This is a genomic window from Bradyrhizobium sp. AZCC 2230 (assembly GCF_036924495.1).
Classification (GTDB): Bacteria; Pseudomonadota; Alphaproteobacteria; order Rhizobiales; family Xanthobacteraceae; genus Bradyrhizobium; species Bradyrhizobium rifense.
In genome coordinates, this window is the sequence record NZ_JAZHRS010000001.1 from 9,237,258 (window position 1) to 9,255,165 (window position 17,908).

The 17,908-nt window shown below is 63.0% G+C and carries 19 protein-coding genes and 1 pseudogene; 9 read left to right on the forward strand and 11 right to left on the reverse strand.

What is annotated here, in order from left to right; all coding sequences use genetic code 11:
- Positions 1-81 precede the first annotated feature (81 nt).
- From V1280_RS44025 to V1280_RS44040, 4 genes are all read right to left on the reverse strand, one after another.
- Positions 82-507: a CBS domain-containing protein gene (locus V1280_RS44025; protein ID WP_234681195.1), complete on the reverse strand. Its 426-nt coding sequence runs from the start codon at positions 505-507 to the stop codon at positions 82-84.
- A gap of 181 nt (positions 508-688) precedes the next feature.
- Entirely contained in the window at positions 689-2,023 is a 1,335-nt protein-coding gene (gene oxlT / locus V1280_RS44030) for an oxalate/formate MFS antiporter (RefSeq protein WP_334537295.1), read from the reverse strand.
- Between the two features lie 259 nt (positions 2,024-2,282).
- Complete coding sequence (gene oxlT, locus V1280_RS44035; RefSeq protein ID WP_334537297.1) at positions 2,283-3,572, reverse strand: oxalate/formate MFS antiporter; 1,290 nt, start codon at positions 3,570-3,572, stop codon at positions 2,283-2,285.
- A gap of 248 nt (positions 3,573-3,820) precedes the next feature.
- Positions 3,821-3,958 (reverse strand): hypothetical protein, encoded by a 138-nt coding sequence (locus V1280_RS44040; RefSeq protein ID WP_334537300.1) that lies wholly within the window; start codon positions 3,956-3,958, stop codon positions 3,821-3,823.
- A 297-nt stretch (positions 3,959-4,255) separates the two neighbouring features.
- Between V1280_RS44040 and V1280_RS44045 the strand changes: the two genes are divergently transcribed.
- The gene (locus V1280_RS44045; RefSeq protein ID WP_334537302.1) at positions 4,256-5,584 is read left to right on the forward strand and encodes an Hsp70 family protein; all 1,329 of its coding nucleotides are present in this window, start codon (positions 4,256-4,258) and stop codon (positions 5,582-5,584) included.
- A 585-nt stretch (positions 5,585-6,169) separates the two neighbouring features.
- On the opposite strand, the gene V1280_RS44050 is transcribed toward V1280_RS44045, so the two are convergent.
- Positions 6,170-6,613, reverse strand: coding sequence for an SRPBCC family protein (locus tag V1280_RS44050; protein ID WP_334537304.1), 444 nt, complete (start codon positions 6,611-6,613; stop codon positions 6,170-6,172).
- A gap of 403 nt (positions 6,614-7,016) precedes the next feature.
- Here V1280_RS44050 and V1280_RS44055 point away from each other — a divergent pair, with 403 nt between their 5' ends.
- The 3 genes from V1280_RS44055 to V1280_RS44065 all read left to right on the forward strand — a co-directional run bounded on the left by V1280_RS44055 (position 7,017) and on the right by V1280_RS44065 (position 10,186).
- A complete protein-coding gene (locus tag V1280_RS44055) occupies positions 7,017-7,988 on the forward strand; it encodes a hypothetical protein (protein ID WP_334537306.1) in 972 nt (323 codons plus the stop codon).
- Between the two features lie 67 nt (positions 7,989-8,055).
- Complete coding sequence (locus V1280_RS44060; protein ID WP_334537307.1) at positions 8,056-9,030, forward strand: alpha/beta hydrolase family protein; 975 nt, start codon at positions 8,056-8,058, stop codon at positions 9,028-9,030.
- 25 nt (positions 9,031-9,055) lie between these two features.
- Positions 9,056-10,186: an alpha/beta hydrolase family protein gene (locus V1280_RS44065; protein WP_334537309.1), complete on the forward strand. Its 1,131-nt coding sequence runs from the start codon at positions 9,056-9,058 to the stop codon at positions 10,184-10,186.
- A 44-nt stretch (positions 10,187-10,230) separates the two neighbouring features.
- Here the strand turns inward: V1280_RS44065 and rpsU are convergent, their stop codons facing one another.
- Positions 10,231-10,527, reverse strand: a complete 297-nt coding sequence (gene rpsU, locus V1280_RS44070) for a 30S ribosomal protein S21 (RefSeq protein ID WP_334537311.1) — start codon at positions 10,525-10,527, stop codon at positions 10,231-10,233.
- A gap of 463 nt (positions 10,528-10,990) precedes the next feature.
- Between rpsU and V1280_RS44075 the strand changes: the two genes are divergently transcribed.
- The 3 genes from V1280_RS44075 to V1280_RS44085 all read left to right on the forward strand — a co-directional run bounded on the left by V1280_RS44075 (position 10,991) and on the right by V1280_RS44085 (position 11,819).
- Positions 10,991-11,200, forward strand: coding sequence for a cold-shock protein (locus V1280_RS44075; protein ID WP_148774017.1), 210 nt, complete (start codon positions 10,991-10,993; stop codon positions 11,198-11,200).
- Positions 11,201-11,297: 97 nt separating this feature from the next.
- Positions 11,298-11,540 (forward strand): transcriptional regulator, encoded by a 243-nt coding sequence (locus tag V1280_RS44080; protein ID WP_334537313.1) that lies wholly within the window; start codon positions 11,298-11,300, stop codon positions 11,538-11,540.
- 54 nt (positions 11,541-11,594) lie between these two features.
- Positions 11,595-11,819 carry a hypothetical protein gene (locus tag V1280_RS44085; RefSeq protein ID WP_148754661.1) on the forward strand — a complete coding sequence of 75 codons (225 nt, stop codon included), beginning with the start codon at positions 11,595-11,597 and terminating at the stop codon, positions 11,817-11,819.
- Between the two features lie 376 nt (positions 11,820-12,195).
- Here V1280_RS44085 and V1280_RS44090 read toward each other — a convergent pair whose 3' ends face one another.
- A complete protein-coding gene (locus V1280_RS44090) occupies positions 12,196-12,498 on the reverse strand; it encodes a DUF1127 domain-containing protein (RefSeq protein ID WP_334537316.1) in 303 nt (100 codons plus the stop codon).
- A gap of 164 nt (positions 12,499-12,662) precedes the next feature.
- Positions 12,663-12,854: a hypothetical protein gene (locus V1280_RS44095; RefSeq protein WP_334537318.1), complete on the reverse strand. Its 192-nt coding sequence runs from the start codon at positions 12,852-12,854 to the stop codon at positions 12,663-12,665.
- 160 nt (positions 12,855-13,014) lie between these two features.
- Between V1280_RS44095 and V1280_RS44100 the strand changes: the two genes are divergently transcribed.
- Positions 13,015-13,812, forward strand: a complete 798-nt coding sequence (locus tag V1280_RS44100) for a helix-turn-helix transcriptional regulator (protein WP_334537319.1) — start codon at positions 13,015-13,017, stop codon at positions 13,810-13,812.
- Positions 13,813-13,894: 82 nt separating this feature from the next.
- A pseudogene (locus tag V1280_RS44105) lies at positions 13,895-14,078 on the forward strand (IS5/IS1182 family transposase); the annotation flags it as partial.
- 52 nt (positions 14,079-14,130) lie between these two features.
- Here V1280_RS44105 and V1280_RS44110 read toward each other — a convergent pair.
- The 3 genes from V1280_RS44110 to oxc all read right to left on the reverse strand — a co-directional run bounded on the left by V1280_RS44110 (position 14,131) and on the right by oxc (position 17,861).
- The gene (locus V1280_RS44110) at positions 14,131-14,313 is read right to left on the reverse strand and encodes a hypothetical protein (protein WP_334537320.1); all 183 of its coding nucleotides are present in this window, start codon (positions 14,311-14,313) and stop codon (positions 14,131-14,133) included.
- Positions 14,314-14,784: 471 nt separating this feature from the next.
- On the reverse strand, positions 14,785-16,062 hold the full coding sequence (gene frc / locus V1280_RS44115; protein WP_334537322.1) for a formyl-CoA transferase: 1,278 nt from the start codon (positions 16,060-16,062) through the stop codon (positions 14,785-14,787).
- Positions 16,063-16,127: 65 nt separating this feature from the next.
- Positions 16,128-17,861 (reverse strand): oxalyl-CoA decarboxylase, encoded by a 1,734-nt coding sequence (oxc, locus tag V1280_RS44120; RefSeq protein WP_334537324.1) that lies wholly within the window; start codon positions 17,859-17,861, stop codon positions 16,128-16,130.
- Positions 17,862-17,908 lie beyond the last annotated feature (47 nt).

Below are 17,908 nucleotides of genomic sequence, written 5' to 3' on the forward strand. Positions count from 1 at the left end.
GGAATTTGGGACGAAAGATCCGGTCCGGCTCGGAGGTGTCCGAGCCGGGGCCGGCAGTCACAGGGGAAGAGTGGTCGCGCTTTAGGCTGCTTGCGACGTGCTGTTGGTCGCTTCGTCAACGGCAGCCGCGATGTCGCGCATGCTGATGACGGAGACGAGGCTGTAGTCGTCGATCACGGGCAGGTGCCGGATGTGATTCCGGTTCATCAGATGCCTGACGTGCTCGATCGTGTCCGACGAGGTGCAGGAGACCAGCTGCTGCACCGAGACGAGCTGTGAGACCTTGACGTTGACGGCGTTGGCGCCGTGCTCGGCGACCGCGCGCACCACGTCGCGCTCGGTGAACATGCCGACCGCGGTGTTGCCTTCCGAGCGGACCACGTCCTTCACCACCAGCGCGCTGATGTTGTTGGCCCGCATCAGCTTGGCGGCGATACAAACCGTTTCGTTCATTCGCACCGTGACAACGCGCGGTGTCTTCTTGCGCAGAATGTCTCCGACCAGCATTGCAGCCTCCTTGGGTGAATGACGGAGCTAAGTGTGGTATACATAATGCCAAAGGTCAAGCGCTGGATTTGGCTGATCCGAAAATTCTTGCGGCAGCAATGCTGACGTTTGTCGTCGTGACGCAAAGAAAAAGGGGCGCATCGCTGCGCCCCTTTTGACCGTCGTGCCGGAGTGTGGCGGCTCACGCCGTCCCGGTCTTGGCTCTGGTCTCGGCACTCGCCGTTGCGGTGTTGGCGCTCTCGGCTTCCTTGCCCAGGATGAAGGAGCGACGCAGCGGCTTGATCACGAACAGCGCCATCAGCGCGGCCGTCGCGTTCAGCGCCACCGCCACCACGAACACGGCCTTCCAGCCATAGGCGGCCGAGATCACGCTTGCGAGCGGGACCAGCAACGCGGCGGTGCCCTTCGCGGTGTAGAGCATGCCGTTGTTGGTGGTCGCATATTTCGAACCGAACGTGTCGCCGCAGGTGGCGGGGAACAGCGAATAGATCTCGCCGAACACGCCGAAATAAACTGCAGTCGCGAGCACGAACACCACCGGCACGTGGCCGTAGGCCGAGAGCGTCAGCAACATCACCGCCGCGGTGCCGAAGGCGATGAACATGGTGTTCTCGCGGCCGATCGTATCGGACACGTAGCCGAAGAACGGGCGGCCGAAGCCGTCGAAGATGCGGTCCAGCGAGATCGCGAAGGTCAAGGCCGCCATCTGGAAGCCGAGAAGCGTGACCGGCGTATCGGCGATCTTGAAGTCGTGCGCGATCGGGGCGATCTGCGCCGCGGTCATCAGGCCGCCGGAGGCGACCATGACGAAGACGAGGTACATCACCCAGAAAATAGGGGCACGCAGCACCTGCGGCGGGGTGAAGTCGATCTTGGTCTGCGGCAGATTGAGCTGCTTCTTCTTCGGCGGGATCGAGAGCCGCGGCGGCTGGATGAAGAAGGCGAGCACGAACACGATCAGGCCCTGGCCGATGCCGAAGGTGAGGAACGCTTGCTGATAGCCGCTCGATGCGATCATCATCGCGATCGGCACCACGGTCAGCGCGGCGCCCGCGCCGAAGCCTGCGGCTGTCGCGCCGGCGGCGAGACCGCGGCGGTCGGGAAACCATTTCAGCGCGTTGCCGACGCAGGTGCCGTACACCGCGCCCGCGCCCATGCCGCCGACGACCGCGGCCGCGTAGAGCAGGGGAAGCGAGTCAGCATAGGAGTTGAGGACCCAGGACAGCGCGATCATCACGCCGCCGAACATGATGACGATGCGCGGGCCGTATTTGTCGACGAACCATGCTTCGACCGGCACCAGCCAGGTCTCGGTGACGACGAAGATGGTGAAAGCGAGCTGGATCGCCGCGCGTCCCCAATGGTGGGCCGCGTCGATCGGATCGACGAACAGCGTCCAGCCATATTGCAGATTGGCGATCATCGCCATGCAGGCGATGCCCATGCCGAGCTGGAGCCAACGGAAACCGGTTCGTAAGGGCGCAGCGGTTACCGCGCCGTCCGTGCTGGACATCATCAACAACCTCCCAAGCGCCTGTCTGGTCGGCATCAGATGCCAAGATGACCTGATGTCGCAAACATTGTGTCTTATCGTCGCAAGCGCGACAGGAAGCTTGGTATACCATATTCCAGAATGCAAGCCCTATCTTCGAGGCGCCTCCAGGAAAGTGCGCAGTTCCGTTCGGATTTGGAGAATAATTGGTGCTTCGCACAAAACGAAAACGCCCGGCCGCGAGGCCGGGCGTCGTGCGCGAGATGGTGGTGTGGGAGCGAGCTCAGATGGTCGATTGCGCGACCACGACCTTGCGCCAGGGTTTCAGCACAAACAGCGCCAGCAGCGAGGCCAGGATGTTGGCGCCGGCCGCGAGGATGAACACGTTGTCCCAATGGCCGGAGGTCTGCTGCACATAGTTCGCGAGCGGCACCAGCAACGCGGCGGTGCCTTTCGCGGTGTAGAGCAGGCCGGCATTGGTGGTCGCGAATTTTGCGCCGAACGTGTCGGTGCAGGTCGAGGGGAACAGCGAGTAGATCTCACCCCAGGCGAAGAACACGAAGCCCGACAGGATCACGAACCAGATCGGATCCTGGCCCCAGAGATAGAGCATCCAGATGCCAAAACCTTCCATGCCGAAGGCGATGAACATCGTGTTCTCGCGGCCGATATTGTCGGAGATCCAGCCGAAGAACGGACGCGTCAGGCCGTTGAGCACGCGGTCGATGGTCGCTGCGAACGTCACCGCGGTCATGGTCATGCCGATCAGCGTGACCGGCACGGCGTCGACCTTCCAGTCGACCGCGATCGGTTTCAAATTCGCCGTCACCATCAAGCCGCCGGCGCCGACGATCACGAACATGAAGTACATCAACCAGAAGATCGGCTGACGCAGAACTTCGGTCGGCTGGTAGTTGCGCCGCGTTTGAACCAGCGCGGCATTCGCCACCACGTTCGGCACCTGGCCCGGCTTCGGCGCCAGCAGGAAGAAGGCGAGAATGCAGATGATGATGCCTTGTCCGAGGCCGAAATAGAGGAAGGTGGTCTGGAAGCCGCTGTCCTTGATCATGGCCTGGATCGGCGCGACGGTGAGCGCAGAGCCCGCGCCGAAACCGGCTGCCGTGATGCCCGCGGCGAGACCGCGCTTGTCGGGAAACCATTTCAGCGCATTGCCAACGCAGGTGCCGTAGACGCCGCCCGCGCCGATGCCCGCGACGATCATGCCGAGATAGTAGCCGTTGAGCGTGGTGGCCTCCGCGTTGATCGCCCAGCCGATCGCGCAGAGCATGCCGCCGACGAGCACGACGATGCGCGGACCATATTTATCGACAAACCATCCTTCGACCGGCACCAGCCAGGTCTCGAACAAAACAAACAGCGTAAATGCCCACTGGATCGAAGCGCGATCCCAACCAAATTTCTTCTGGATGTCGGGGACGAAGAACGTCCAGCCATATTGGTAATTGGCGATCATCACCATGGCCGCTACGCCGATCGCCAGTTGTGCCCAGCGATAAGTATCGCTGACGCGTGCGGCAGCAGGAGCCGTTGTTGTCTGCACCATGTCCGTCATGAATCCTCCAATAGCGCTTCTGTTTTTTTGAGCGAGCGTTGGAGGCATTCTTGTATTCATTATGCCAAGCTTCAAGCGCGCGGCGGCCCATTGTGCGCTTATGACGCAACCTCGTTTGCGAGGCTGCGCAAATGTGCCGATTCCCAAATAGAAATGGCCCCGCAGAGCAGGGCCATTCTTCAAAAGTAGGAGTTCGCTGGTTTTACAACCGCCGCGACAATTCGACGCGCCGGCGCTTGTAGTGGCCCTTACAGGCCGAAGCGGGGCAAATCGCCGTTGCGGTTGGAGATCTCGGCGCTCGCCATCAGGAAGCGGTCGACGGCGGCCATGAAGCGGGCGAACAGCGAGGCGGAGGGCGCGAGCGCGACGGAAGCGGTCTTGGACATCGGAATTTCCTTTCTCAAGACAGTCAGTAGTACTGCCTCATTTCGAAAGACAATCTATGTATACCAGATGCCACTGTCCATGCATGCCATTGCATGGCAGCATGCGAATTGCCGCATTGCAGCATAATGCTTCGTTAAAGTGGGCCGTCTGGGCTCAAACCGTGCGATCTGGGGCTCAAACGGGGAGAAAAGCGGCTCCGGGCCACGACGGATCGGCTCTTCAACCCGGCTCTTGGCACTGCAGTGCAAAACGGCTAGTGGTTCGCCCCCTTTTCCAATCATCCCGCAGAGTGGTTCATGTCGAGCGCCTCGCCCGCCGTCTCGATCGGCATCGATTTTGGGACCAGCAACACGGTCGTAGCCCTTGCGGTGGACGACCGCCGGGTCGAGGCCATCCGCTTCGATCACGGCGGACAACGCCACAGCACCTACGTCTCGGCCCTGTGCTTCTGGGAGGACCGGCCGGGCGCTGGCGCCCAGGCCGAAGGCGGTCCGTGGGCGATCGAGCAGTTTCTCGAAGGCCGCCACGTCCACCGCTTCCTGCAATCGTTCAAGACCTTTGCGGCGAGCTCGAGCTTCAACACCACGCAGGTGTTCCGGCAGCGCTTCAAGTTCGAGGATATTCTGGCGGCGTTCCTGCGGACGCTGGCGCGCCATGGCGGCGACAAGTTCGGCTTCGAGGTCGCCAACATCACGGTCGGCCGGCCCGTCCGCTTTGCCGGAGGCAATCCCGACGACGATCTGGCCATGCAGCGTTATCGCGCCGCGTTCGAACGCGTCGGCGCCGGCCATGCGCGCTATGTCTATGAGCCCGTGGGCGCGGCGTTCTCCTTCGCCCGAAGGCTCGAGCGTGATGCCACCGTGCTGGTTGCGGATTTCGGCGGCGGCACCAGCGATTTCTCGGTGATGCGCTTCGCGCGCGCGGGTGGCGTCTTGCGCGCCGAGCCGCTTGGCCATGCCGGCATCGGCATTGCCGGCGACACGTTCGATTACCGCATCGTCGATCACGTCGTCTCGCCGCGGCTCGGCAAGGGATCGAGCTTCCGCTCGTTCGACAAGGTGCTGCCGGTCCCGAACAGCCACTACACCAATCTCGCGCGCTGGCATCAGCTCGCGCTGATGAAGAGCAACGGCGATCTCCGCGAGCTGCGGGAGCTTGCGCGCACCGCGGTCAAGCCGGCGCTGCTCGAGGATTTCATCACCATCGTCGATCTCGATCTCGGCTTCTCGCTGTACCGCGCGGTGTCGGACGCCAAGGTCGCGCTCTCGGCCAGGGACGAGGTCGACTTCCGCTTCAAGGGCGGCGGCGTCGAGATCGGCTCGACCATCACACGGAAAAACTTCGACGCCTGGATTGCCGACGACATCGCCCGTCTCGGCGCCACGGTCGACAAGGTGCTGGGCGAGGCCGGCGTCACCGCGCGCGAGGTGGAGAAGGTGTTCCTGACCGGCGGCACCTCGTTCGTGCCGGCGGTGCGAAAATTGTTCGCCGACCGGTTCGGCAACGAGCGGCTGATGTCGGGCGACCAGTTCGAGTCGATCGCCTACGGCCTCGCGCTGATCGGGCACAGTCCCGAGCCGGACCGCTGGACCGCAGACGGCGGGCTCAAGAAGGCGGGCGGGTAGGGCGCCGGTGTGCTCCCTCTCCCGCTTGCGGGAGAGGGTTGGGGAGAGGGTATCTCCGCGTCGGGACTGCTGAGGATTGCGGAGGGCGTCCCTGTGCGGCGAGAACCCTCACCCGCCGCGCTCTGCGAGCGCGTCGGCCTCTCCCGCAAGCGGGAGAGGCGGAGCAAGCCCGCGGCAGCATTGATTGGCGCCGGTGTGCTCCCTCTCCCGCTTGCGGGAGAGGGTTGGGGAGAGGGTATCTCCGCGTCGGGACTGTTGAGGATTACGGAGGGCGTCCCTGTGCGGCGAGAACCCTCACCCGCCGCGCTCTGCGAGCGCGTCCGCCTCTCCCGCAAGCGGGAGAGGCGGAGCAAGCCCGCGGCAGCATTGATTGGCGCCGGTGTGCTCCCTCTCCCGCTTGCGGGAGAGGGTTGGGGAGAGGGTATCTCCGCGTCGGGACTGTTGAGGATTGCGGAGGGCGTCCCTGTGCGGCGAGAACCCTCACCCGCCGCGCTCTGCGAGCGCGTCGGCCTCTCCCGCAAGCGGGAGAGGCGGAGCAAGCCCGCGGCTGCATCGCTTCAATCAGATGCGATTCCGCTCGGCCCCTTACTGCTTGATCTCCGGCTCGACGAGCCGCGCCAGATTGCGCAGCGATTCCTGCCAGCCGAGATAGCAGGCCTCCGGCGGGATCGCGTCGGGAATGCCGGCCTGCGTGACCTCGAGCTCGGTGCCGACAAGGACCTTCTTCAGCGTCACCGTCACCTCGATCTCGCCGGGCAGGTTCGGGTCCTCGAACTTGTCGGTGTAGCGGAGACGTTCGCCGGGGACGAGCTCCAGATATTCGCCGCCGAAGGCGTGGCCGTTGCCGGTCGTGAAATTCCGGAACGACATTCTGAAGGTGCCTCCGACCTTCGGCTCCAGATGATGCACGGTGCAGGTAAAGCCGTTCGGCGGAAGCCATTTTGCCAGCGCATCCGCTTCCATGAAGGCGCGATAGACTTTGTCCGGGCTGGTCGTGAGAACGCGGTGCAGGCGTACGGTGCTGGGCATGGTGGTGTTCCCTCATGAATTGCTGGGCTCGACGTCGCGGTCTATTGCCCAATCATGGCCCGAGGACGAACGAGGGGACGCCGATCCGACATGACGGCGTCAGATTTTTTTCGCCGGGTCTGCCGGGGGCGCTGTTGATTGCATCGCGAAACAGTCAAATCGACCGCAAGGCGTTGCTTGCGGCGGATGGCTTGGCGCAACTGCATCTGACGCGTGTCGTGACGACGCAGCGTGCATACCGCGCGCGATGTTCGCACAATTTGAGAGCATCTAGTCCGGAGTTACACTTCGAAACACTCAGGCCGGATTTTAGCCTCTAGTCTCAGCGATGAGTTCGCCGCGGACCGCGTTGCATGACACGGCGACCGCGCGACGAATCCATCGCACTGGGGGAATTTACGACATGAAGCAGACGACGCTGCGCTACCGGGCCTTGCGCCGGGTCCGCAGCCTGCCGGCCGAGACCGCTTCGCGGCTGCTCGGAATGCCAGCCATTAGTCGGACATTGAACAAGGCCTACGAAAAGGCGCGCGCATCGCACAGGCCGCGCCTGCCAGGACTCTCGTCGCGCGACATGGACATCGTTGCCGGGCTGGAGAAAAACGGCGTCTACATCACCTCGCTCGCGGCGCTGGATCTGCCTGGCACGGACGCACTCTGGACGTCGGCCACCGGCATCGCGAACGCCTATTCCGTTCGTGCCAAGGCGGGTGAGTTCGCCGGCCAATATACGGTGCAGGTCGGCGCCGAGGACATGATGCGCCATCCGCACATCGTCCACTGGCCCCTCAACGACCGCATCCTCGACATCGTCGAGACCTATCTCGGCTTGCCTGCGGCATGCGACACGCTGAATTTCTTCTATACATTGGCCGATGGCCGTCAGGTCGCGGCGCGCCGATGGCATCGTGATGTCGAGGATCGGCGGATGGTCAAGGTGATCGTCTATCTGCACGATGTCGATGAGGAGGGCGGCCCGCTCGAAGTCCTGCATCGCGCCTTTCCGGGCTGCGACCAGCTCGACGGCGCCAATTTTCCGGTCCTGACGCAGGAAATGCTGGAGGGGCGGCTCGGCGGGACGCTGGAGCGCGGCGATGTAACGACCTGCACCGGCAAGGCCGGGACGGTGATCTTTGCGGATGTCGCGAGCCGCTACCATCGCGGCCGCCCGGCGATCGCGCGCGACCGCTCTGCGCTGTTCTACAATTTCTTCTCGCGCTCACCGCTTCGCCCGTTCTTCTGCGAGCGGCACGTGTTCTCACGCGCGCAGCTTGCCGAACTTGCGGCTGGCCAGACCGCGCGGGCGCGCGATTGCATGCTGTGGCACGCCAACGTACCTCTGCTCGCCCGGATCGTGCCACGCGCGCGGGCCTAGAAGGATCGAAGCCACAATTCCGCTATCGTTCCCCGTTCAACTCCCGCGCGAAATCGGGGGATGTCCGTTGCGTAAGGTAGTTTGGGCTTTTGCCGTCGCACTCTGCTGTCTTGGCACATTTGCCAGGGCAGCAGGCATTCAGCTTCTCCAATCCGATCCGGCGCTGTCGGGCGCGATCTGGTACCCGTGCGCGGCGGAGCCAACGCATGTGGCGCTTGGCAGTCTATCGGTTGGTGCCGAGTTCGACCTGAAGGGCGCGAAGGATTGTCCCGTCACGGGCGCGAAGCTCCCGCTCATCATCTTCTCGCACGGCCGCGGCGGATTTTTCGGCCAGCATCACGACACCGCGGAGGCGCTGGCCGACGCCGGCTTCGTCGTCGCGGCCATCAATCATCCCGGTGACACCTATAGCGACTCCTCGCGGCGCGACACGCTGTCAGTCTTGGGATCGCGCCCGCCGGATATCGTGCGCCTGCTCGATTTCATGCTGAAGGACCGGAAGGACAGGGCGGTGATCGATCCCGCCGAAGTCGGCTTCTTCGGCTTCTCGCTCGGAGGCTTTACCGGCTTTGTGCTGATGGGGACCAAGCCGGATTTCGCGAGGATCGCCGGCCTCTGCAAGGAGACGACCGGTGCTTGCGCAGAGCTGCACAATGGCGTGACGCCGCCCGACCCGATCCAGGATGCGCGTATCCGGGCCGCGGTGATTGTCGATCCGGCGCCGGGGCTTCTGACACGCGAGAATCTCGCCGTCGTCAAAATCCCGTTCCAGTTTTGGCGCTCGCAGTTGGGCGGCCCAGGCGTCGGCGACGGTTCAGGCACGGCGCGCGTCGCAAACGGCCTGCCCGGCACGCCCGAGATTCATGTCGTGCTGGCCGGACATTTCGCTTTCCTCGCGCCTTGCTCGGCCGAGTTCGCGGCGGCCATCCCGCGCATCTGCACCGACGTGCCGGCGGGGTTCGACAGGGCAGGCTTTCACCGCGAGTTCAACGCGGCCGTAGTGAAGTTCTTTCGCGAGCAGCTCGCTGGCGGAGATCGGTGAGCATCGCGTTCGTGAGGAGGCGAGGATGAAGCGATTTGGCTGCACGATCGGCTTGCTTGTGCTTCTGTTATCTCCTGCCGCGGCCGATCCCGCGCTGCCGGGCCTCGTTCGGCAGGATCGAATGATGCCGATCACGCTCGCCGATGGCAGTCAGGTCAAACTCGAGACCATGATCCTGCGGCCGGATCGGCCCGGACGCTTTCCGTTGGTTCTTCTGGTCCACGGCACGAATCCCGCCGCGGGACAAGCGTTTCGGGTCGCGGCGGAGCGACAATCACCGGCCGATCTCCTCAATCCTGCCGTCGCGTTTGCACAGCATGGTTATGCCGTCGCATCGATCATGCGCCGGGGCTTTGGCCATTCAGACGGACCATTCGCCGAGACGCTGTCCGGAACTTGCGACGATCGGGACTATCTCGCCGTTGCGCGGATCGCGGCCGAGGACGTGACCGGCGCGCTTGCCGCGCTCCGCGGCGAGCCCTGGGTCGAGCCCGATCAGGTCGTGCTGATGGGGCATTCCACCGGCGGCATTGCAGTAACTGCCGTCGCGGCGGACAACCCTGCCGGCGTCGTCGGTGTTCTGAACTTCGAGGGTGCTCACGGTTCTGTCCCGGGTCGCACCTGCAGCCCGGATCATCTCGTCGCGGACGCCGGCATCTTTGGCCGCACGGCGCGAGTTCCGGCGCTCTGGGTTTATTCGGAGAACGATCGCAGTGCCCCGCCGGCGTTGGGCCGTCGCATGTTCGATACTTACGTCGCCTCCGGCGCGCCGGCGCAATTGCAGGTCTTGCCGCCCTTCGGTGTCGACGGACATGCCGTGGTGCCGATGGGCCCCGCTGACTTCTGGTGGCCGGCCGTCGAGAGTTTCTTGAACCAATTGCTGCTGCCGACGTCAGTGCTGGTCGAATTGCCTCCGCCTGCACCCATTCCGCCGCCGACGCCGCTCAACGCGGCGTGCACGACCTATTTCGATGCCTATGTGAAGGCCTGGACCGATGCCAAGGCCTATGCCTGGAATCGCGATGGTCATTGTTCGTCCGTGACCTCCACGCAGCGAACAGTCGACGAGGCGAAGAACGAGGCGCTGCGCCAATGCGTGGCCGCCTGGAAGGAATGCTCGCTCTATGCCGTCGGGCAGGCGCTGGCGCCGGGTTGAGAGTCCTCGCGCAACCCAACGCCGCTGTGTTGCAGTTCCGAGCGCTACTTGGTTGCGGAGATCGCCGACGCTGTCGCAGCAGCCCCTTGTCCGGGGCGCCTCGCGCCGTCTGCAACGCGCTTCTTCGGCTTCACCACGATCAATCCGTCGCGGATGGCCTGCTTCCGCGCCAGCTTCCTCGAGCGCCGCACCGCTTCGGACTTCCGTCGCGCCGCCTGCTCCGACGGTTTCTCGTAGAACCGCGCGCGTCGCATCTCCCTGAAGACGCCTTCGCGCTGCATCCTCTTCTTCAATACGCGGAGGGCCTGATCGATATTGTTGTCGCGGACGAAAACCTGCACCGGCGGCTCCCTTGGTTGAGGCTGCCTTGGTCGACCAGGACTGCGCGACAGCCGCGTGCGCAGGGATGATTGGATCGGATATGGCAGCTCCGCGATGACGTCGATCCGACATGGTCGCGCGGGTGCGTTTGTCGATGTGACGCGGCTTGACAGCGGATGTCAAACAGGGCTCGTCAAACAGGGCTCGCCAAACAAGGCTCGTGAAGGCTCGTCCGCCTTGCGCTTGACGACCTTGAGGTTGAGTCCTGAAGCCCGCAAAGGTTCCGCAAGAGTCGCGGGCGCGATTAAATGCAGCTGTAGCCTTGCTAATTTCGATGGTGAGGTATACCTTAGGGCTGTTCGTTCAGCCGCTGTGCCTTGTTGAATGCGCCCGCGGGCTCCTTTTCCATCGACATCGACGAATTGAAACGGTTCTGCGTGAGCGTCACGCGGAACGCACATGTGTGCTCTTTGGAGAAGAAAAATGACGACAGGTACTGTGAAGTGGTTCAACGGCCAGAAGGGTTTTGGATTCATTCAGCCCGACGACGGCGGCCAGGATGTGTTCGTTCACATCAGCGCGGTCGAGCGGGCTGGTCTTGGGGGTCTTGCTGAGGGCCAAAAGGTCAACTTCGAGGCCAAGACCGACAAGATGCGGGGCAAGGTCAGCGCTGAGAATCTCTCGCTGGCTTAAGTCCTTTAGTGCCGTTTCACGGATGTACTGAAACGGCCATGCGACCCGCTCGATCCCTGGATTGAGCGGGTTTTGTCTGTTGCCGAAAGGGTGAAAGATGAGCGCCAGGAAATCGGCCGAACCGTCACCCGAAAGCGTCGCGCGCACCAACCGTCAGCGCCTGGCTGCTCAGGAAGGCGCGCAGGCGATGCTCGATGCCGAAAAGCAGGCCGTCGATGTTCGCAAGAACATGGCGCGGCTTCGCGAGCTGCGCCAAGCCAGGGAAGCGGCCGATGCAACCCTCCAGGCATCGTTACCGGCGCCGATCCCAACCAAGCGCAGGAAGAAGGCGCCGCAATAGCCGATCTCGATATCGCTGCCGAACGACGAGACAGGGCCGGTCAGATGCCAGGGAGTGCGGATCGTGCCTAGAATCAAACCGGACGGCGGTGGCACCATCACCTTCTTTCTCGCGCACGGCGCGGGCCGGCAGCTATGCCGGTTGGCGACCACCTTTGCGACGCAGAAGCAGGCCTTCAGCTATCTTCAGAAATACCGGACGGAGTTCGAGCGCATCGCGCGGACGCGGCTGGATTCGGGAGAGCTCGAGGACGGCGTGGTCGTGCTGTCGATGCTCTAGGGCGTGTACCTATGAACCAGGCGGCGTCATGTGATCAGTGACTACGTCCGCCTTGCTCCTATCGCGACCAGGTCTGTGCGGTAGCGCAGCATTCGCGATGGGCCAACAGCGGACATCCGAAAACGTGACAGCCTGCGCCTCAAGGAGGATCACCTTGCTCGGTGCCGCACGCGCCATGAGGACGCCGCCAATGGCGTGAACGACGCCGAAACCCAGACGAATGAGGATCATCTGATGTGTTTCGCCCAGTCGTCTCACGTTCTTGTTCTTTCGTTTGTTCGGCATCTAACGCGCTATGGCATGGCGCAGGTAACTGCATCGAAATTTGACGCCGTGCTTGCTGGCATGGCCACTGCGGCGGCGTTCGCCGGTTCGGTTACGGGAGCGGCGGGTTCGAAAGGCTGCGCCTGAGCAAGACCGGCTCCCAGAAGAATCGGGCGGCTTCGGACGTTGCCTCGTGCCGGCAAATTCCGATGTCTTTGAGGTATTCGGCTTTGTGCTTGAGGTCGGCAAGAAGCTCCGCCCTGAAGCGGGCGCGTTGGTACCAGGTGACGAACAGCGCGAGGGGCGCCAAACCGCGCAGATGAAAATCCCTTTTGGGGAGAATAGTGTCGGAGATGCCCATTTGGGACTTCGCATGGGGCGCATTCGCCGCCTCAGAAAATGCCGCGTGCGTCATCGCTGACTTCCTCCATCGAGCGGTAAAAGATGAAAGAGATCGCGTGATGACCTCTTGACCTTGTAGTGGGCAGCTTCACCCCAATCGAGAACTTGATCGTCCTGTTTGGTCAATGCGATCTCTTGGTTGATGGCCGTTGTGAAGCCGGAATGCAAAGGGATCAGTCAGGGAGCGCTGACGCCCGGCATCGGACCGGTCGGGCGGATCGACACCTTGGGCGGTGGCTGCTGCGCGAAAGCTGCGAAGGCAATCAGAAATGTGCATGCTAGGACGATGAAAGAGACGGGACGCCGTCGCCTCTCCGTCTGGTCGCCGCCGGGCTTCTCAAGCCGGCGCGCGCCCGTTGTTGTGCGCATCGTTGTTCTCCCGATGACGTTACGGGAGAGGATCTGTCTTCCCAGCACCCGTGCTGAATATGGCGCAACGCGAAGCTTCTGAGAACTACCTAGAAAGGTGGTTCGCTGTGCTTTATGTATGCCCGCGCCGGCTCGGCTTCCTGCACAGGTTGGGAATGACATGCATCTCTCGACGGATCCCACCGATCCGCAAAATCAAGAAGTCTATGCACTCTGGGATCAGCTGGCCGAGTTCTCTGTCGTCGACGGTGACGCCGCGCTGATACACCTGCTGTCCGCACTGCGTACCATGTTGTCGGCACGCAATGTGCTATGGGGTGTGGTCGTGCGATTGCCTTCGCCGAAGCGGGCGGATCCCTTGCTCGGCTGGCGTCCGCGCCTCGTCAGGGTGCTGGACCCGATACCGGCGGTGGCGGCGTCAGTGCAGAAGCAGTACGACACGCTCTGGTCCGACGACGTCGACCTGTCTCAGATCCTTTCTATGTCGGGCGATGAGCCGTTCCGCGTCCGCCTGCTGTTCGAAGCGCTGCCGCCGGAATGGTTCGAGGGCAAGCACTATCGGCGGCACTATCTGGATGTCGGCTTCGCCGACAGCATTTCCGTGCGCATTGCGCTCAATGACGACGTGCGGATTCGTCTATTCGTGTTTCGCGATGCGCAGGCGCCCCGCTTTACGGCGCAGGACGGCCAGCGTCTGGGCTTCGTCATGCGCGCCTTGAGATGGTTTCACCGAGAACAATTGCTCAGCCACGGGCTGCTCATCGCCAATGCGCCCCTCACACCCGCTGAGCGCCGCGTGTTGCTCGCCCTGCTCGACGGGGACACCGAAAGCCGGATCGCGCAGAAGCTCGACCAAAGTCCGAACACCACGCATTTCCACGTCAAATCGATCTACGCCAAGTTCGGCGTGCGCAACCGCCCGTCGCTCTCTGCGCTCTGGCTTGGCAAGCTGCGATAACGAACTGAAGCCGCAGTCCGGCGATGACACCCTTGAGTTTTAGGATGGCATCCATCGCTGTATACCCAGCCGCCGGAACGTCATCATAGACGCACTTGCTGCTGCCTACGATGCCGCTGTCCAAATGATCGACACTTCAATTGTCCCCGTGCATCAGCATGGAGCCTTGCATCGCTAGGAATCGGCGCCAATCGATGGGCAGGTCACGCGGCTTCACGAGTAAAATCCACGTGGTGGTCGATAGCAATGGTCTGCCGGTACGCGTCAATCGGGCCGTGGCTGCGCCTTAATGAGTCCGCGTCCTAGAGTGCGTCTATCCTAGTCTTCGCTGCCTTTCGGCTTGGCCTCGCGGGCCAATCGCTCCGCCTTCAGCCGCTCGCGGTTCTCGTTCAGGGAGTGCTGGTCCTTCGCGTAGTCATTCATCGGTTTCTGCGTTGTGGTGGGCTTGAACGCCTTGTTGGCTTCGCGCTTGGCGCGATCGGAGGATTGATCTTTCAACATGTCGATCTCGGTTTGTTTGAACGTGTGCGGTCCGTGAATGCGCTGATGTCCCGTCCGCGTTCGCGGGCCGGTGAAACAGCGCGTTGTCCTTGAAGTGGAGAAATCGGGTCTGGAGTAACAACTGACGGCCAGCGTGTCGGTTCCTCGAAAGATTGTCCGACGCCAACAAAAAAGGCCAACTGGTCGCCGCTCGACTGGTCGTCGGCGCGCGGCAGTGGCGAGCCTCTGCGTCGAGATGCCCTTCGATGGACCGACGTTCGCTTCTCGAATGATGCCATACTACCCCTGTTTTGCCCGACGTGTCAAAGAAAATTCGTAAAATGCGAAGTTTCCTTTGTGGCCAATGAGTTGGCTACTGTGCATGGGGTTGTCTTCTGGTTTTTGGATTGGGCGCGTGGCTGTACGGCCTTTCTGATGCAAAAAGGGCCGCCTCGATGGGCGGCCCTTTCATCTCGCGTGTTGTGGTCTCGCTTACTCGGCGGCCTGCTTCTGCGGCGGGTCGAGCGCGCCGGACTTGTGGATCTCGGCGACCTGGTGGTCGCTGAAGCCGAGCACAGCGCGCAGGATCTCGTCGGTGTGCTCGCCGAGCAGGGGCGAGCGCTCGACGTCGCTCGGGGAGTCCGACAGCTTGATCGGGTTGCCGACCGAGATGTACTTGCCGCGGGTCGGATGATCGACCTCGACCACGGTGCCGGTCGCGCGCAGCGACTGGTCTTCCGCGATCTCCTTCATCGACAGGATCGGGCCGCAGGGTATGTCGTCCTTGTTGAGGATCTCCATCGCCTCGAATTTTGTCTTCGTCATCGTCCACTGTTCGATGCGAGCAAAAATCTCGTTGAGGCGCGGAAGGCGGGCAGCCGGCTTGGAATAGTTCGGATCGGTCTTCCAGGTGGGCTCGCCGATCACGTCGCAGATCTTCTCCCAGACCGGGGCCTGGGTGATGAAGTAGATGTAGGCGTTGGGATCGGTCTCCCAGCCTTTGCACTTCAGGATGCGGCCGGGCTGGCCGCCGCCGGAATCGTTGCCGGCGCGCGGCACGGCATCGCCGAACGGAATGCCTTCGCCGAACTGGCTGTATTCCCTGAGCGGACCGCGCTCGAGGCGCTGCTGGTCGCGCAGTTTGACGCGGGCCAGGTTCAACACGCCGTCCTGCATCGCGGCGGTGACCTTCTGGCCCTTGCCCGAATGCGTGCGCTGATAGAGCGCGGTGACGATGCCGAGTGCGAGATGCAGGCCGGTGCCGCTGTCGCCAATCTGCGCGCCGGTGACGAGCGGCAGGCCGTCGCGGAAGCCGGTGGTGGAGGCGGCGCCGCCGGTGCACTGCGCGACGTTCTCATAGACCTTGCAGTCTTCGTAGGGGCCAGGGCCAAAGCCCTTGATCGAGGCGACGATCATCTTCGGGTTGATCGCCTGGATCTTCTCCCAGGGGAAGCCCATGCGGTCGAGCACGCCGGGGCCAAAGTTCTCGACCAGCACGTCACACTTCTTGATCAGCTCGGTGAGGACTTCCTTGCCCTTGGGATTCTTGGTGTCGAGCGTGATCGAGCGCTTGTTGTGGTTGAGCATGGTGAAATACAGGCTGTCCACGTTCGGGATGTCCTGCAGCTGGCCGCGGGTGATGTCACCCACGCCCGGGCGTTCCACCTTGATCACGTCGGCACCGAACCATGCCAGCAGCTGCGTGCAGGTCGGTCCGGACTGGACGTGGGTGAAGTCGAGAATGCGAACGCCCTCGAGCGCTTTGGTCATCGTGTTGCTCCGTCTACTCTGTCTGCCCCTGCACCCGCAGGGAGTAATGGGTTGAAGGGGAGGACTTACTTTTTCTTCTGCAAGACGCTCTGCGGATTGAGGTTGCCGATGCGACCGCTCTCCGAGCCCGCGGCCGGATCGATCACCGCGTTGATCAGGGTCGGCTTGCCCGAGGCCATCGCCTCGTTGACGGCGCGCTTGAGCTCGTCGGGCGAGGTCGCATTCACGCCGACGCCGCCGAAGGCTTCCATCATCTTGTCGTAGCGCGCACCCTTGACGAACACCGTCGTCGCCGGATCGGCGTTGACGCTGTTGACGTCGGTGCCGCGATAGATGCCGTCATTGTTGAAGATGACGACGCAGATCGGCAGATTGTAGCGGCAGATGGTCTCGACCTCCATGCCGGAGAAGCCGAAGGCCGAGTCGCCTTCCACCGCCAGCACGGGGTGACCGGTCTCGAGCGCAGCCGCAATGGCCTGGCCCATGCCGATGCCCATCACGCCCCAGGTGCCGACGTCGAGACGCTTGCGTGGGCGGTACATGTCGATGACGCCGCGGGCGAGGTCGAGCGTGTTGGCGCCTTCGTTGACGAGGATCGCCTCGGGATGATCCTTGATGACGTTCTTCAGCACGCCGAGCGCGCCGTGATAATCCATCGGCGACTTGTTGTTCATGAGCTTCGGCGCCATCTTGGCGACGTTCTCGTCACGCTTGGACACGATGGCCTTGGTCCATTCGGCCGGCGGTGCGGTCCAGCCCGTGGCGATCGCCTGGTTGAAGGCGGAGACCACCGAGCCGATGTCGCCGACGACAGGCGCGACGATCTCGACGTTGGAGTCCATTTCCCTGGGCTCGATGTCGACCTGGATGAACTTCTTGGGCGTTTCGCCCCAGCTCTTGCCCTTGCCGTGCGACAGCAGCCAGTTCAGCCGTGCGCCGATCAGCATGACGACGTCGGAGTCCTTCAGCACCGTCGAACGCGCAGCACCGGCGCACTGCGGATGCGTGTCGGGGAGCAGGCCCTTGGCCATGCTCATCGGCAGGAACGGCACGCCGCTCTTCTCGACGAATGTCTTGATTTCCTCATCGGCCTGCGCGTAGGCCGCGCCCTTGCCGAGGACGATGAGCGGACGCTTTGCAGCCTTCAGCACATCGAGCGCGCGCTTGATCGAAGCGGGCGAGGGGATCTGCGCGGGCGCCGCGTCGATCACCTTGACCAGCGATTTCTGGCCGGCCTCGGCGTTCATCACCTGGCCGAACAGCTTTGCCGGCAGGTCGAGATAGACGCCGCCCGGACGGCCCGAGACCGCGGCGCGGATGGCGCGGGCGAAACCGATGCCGATGTCCTGGGCATGCAGCACGCGATACGCCGCCTTGCACAGCGGCTTTGCGATCGCGAGCTGGTCCATCTCCTCGTAGTCGCCCTGCTGGAGGTCGACGATCTCGCGCTCGGAGGAGCCCGAGACCAGGATCATCGGGTAGCAGTTGGTGGTGGCGTGCGCGAGCGCGGTGAGACCGTTGAGGAAGCCGGGCGCGGACACCGTCAGGCAGACGCCGGGCTTCTTGGTGAGATAGCCGGCAATGCCGGCGGCGTAGCCGGCGTTCTGCTCGTGGCGGAAGGAGATCACGCGAATGCCTTCGGCCTGCGCCATGCGGCCCAAATCCGTGATCGGGATGCCCGGCACATTATAGATGGTGTTGATGCCGTTCAGCTTGAGCGCATCGATGACGAGATGGAAGCCATCCGTCAGTTCCTGCTCGGTGCCCGGTGCTTCGGACTTGGTCGCGGTGTTCAGCATGGGCCTTGTCTCCCTGGTCTCAAGGTAGGTGGGGCGAATTTTTCGCC

Excerpts from the sequence above, each read along its gene's own strand:
- V1280_RS44025 (WP_234681195.1), bottom strand. The coding sequence starts at position 507 with ATGCTGGTCGGAGACATTCTGCGCAAGAAGACACCGCGCGTTGTCACG.
- V1280_RS44055 (WP_334537306.1), top strand. The coding sequence starts at position 7,017 with ATGAAGCAGACGACGCTGCGCTACCGGGCCTTGCGCCGGGTCCGCAGC.
- V1280_RS44075 (WP_148774017.1), top strand. The coding sequence starts at position 10,991 with ATGACGACAGGTACTGTGAAGTGGTTCAACGGCCAGAAGGGTTTTGGA.
- V1280_RS44065 (WP_334537309.1), top strand. The coding sequence starts at position 9,056 with ATGAAGCGATTTGGCTGCACGATCGGCTTGCTTGTGCTTCTGTTATCT.
- oxlT (WP_334537295.1), bottom strand. The coding sequence starts at position 2,023 with ATGATGTCCAGCACGGACGGCGCGGTAACCGCTGCGCCCTTACGAACC.
- V1280_RS44040 (WP_334537300.1), bottom strand. The coding sequence starts at position 3,958 with ATGTCCAAGACCGCTTCCGTCGCGCTCGCGCCCTCCGCCTCGCTGTTC.
- V1280_RS44110 (WP_334537320.1), bottom strand. The coding sequence starts at position 14,313 with ATGTTGAAAGATCAATCCTCCGATCGCGCCAAGCGCGAAGCCAACAAG.
- oxlT (WP_334537297.1), bottom strand. The coding sequence starts at position 3,572 with ATGACGGACATGGTGCAGACAACAACGGCTCCTGCTGCCGCACGCGTC.
- V1280_RS44090 (WP_334537316.1), bottom strand. The coding sequence starts at position 12,498 with ATGACGCACGCGGCATTTTCTGAGGCGGCGAATGCGCCCCATGCGAAG.
- V1280_RS44095 (WP_334537318.1), bottom strand. The coding sequence starts at position 12,854 with ATGCGCACAACAACGGGCGCGCGCCGGCTTGAGAAGCCCGGCGGCGAC.
- V1280_RS44050 (WP_334537304.1), bottom strand. The coding sequence starts at position 6,613 with ATGCCCAGCACCGTACGCCTGCACCGCGTTCTCACGACCAGCCCGGAC.
- V1280_RS44080 (WP_334537313.1), top strand. The coding sequence starts at position 11,298 with ATGAGCGCCAGGAAATCGGCCGAACCGTCACCCGAAAGCGTCGCGCGC.
- V1280_RS44100 (WP_334537319.1), top strand. The coding sequence starts at position 13,015 with ATGCATCTCTCGACGGATCCCACCGATCCGCAAAATCAAGAAGTCTAT.
- V1280_RS44045 (WP_334537302.1), top strand. The coding sequence starts at position 4,256 with ATGTCGAGCGCCTCGCCCGCCGTCTCGATCGGCATCGATTTTGGGACC.
- oxc (WP_334537324.1), bottom strand. The coding sequence starts at position 17,861 with ATGCTGAACACCGCGACCAAGTCCGAAGCACCGGGCACCGAGCAGGAA.
- frc (WP_334537322.1), bottom strand. The coding sequence starts at position 16,062 with ATGACCAAAGCGCTCGAGGGCGTTCGCATTCTCGACTTCACCCACGTC.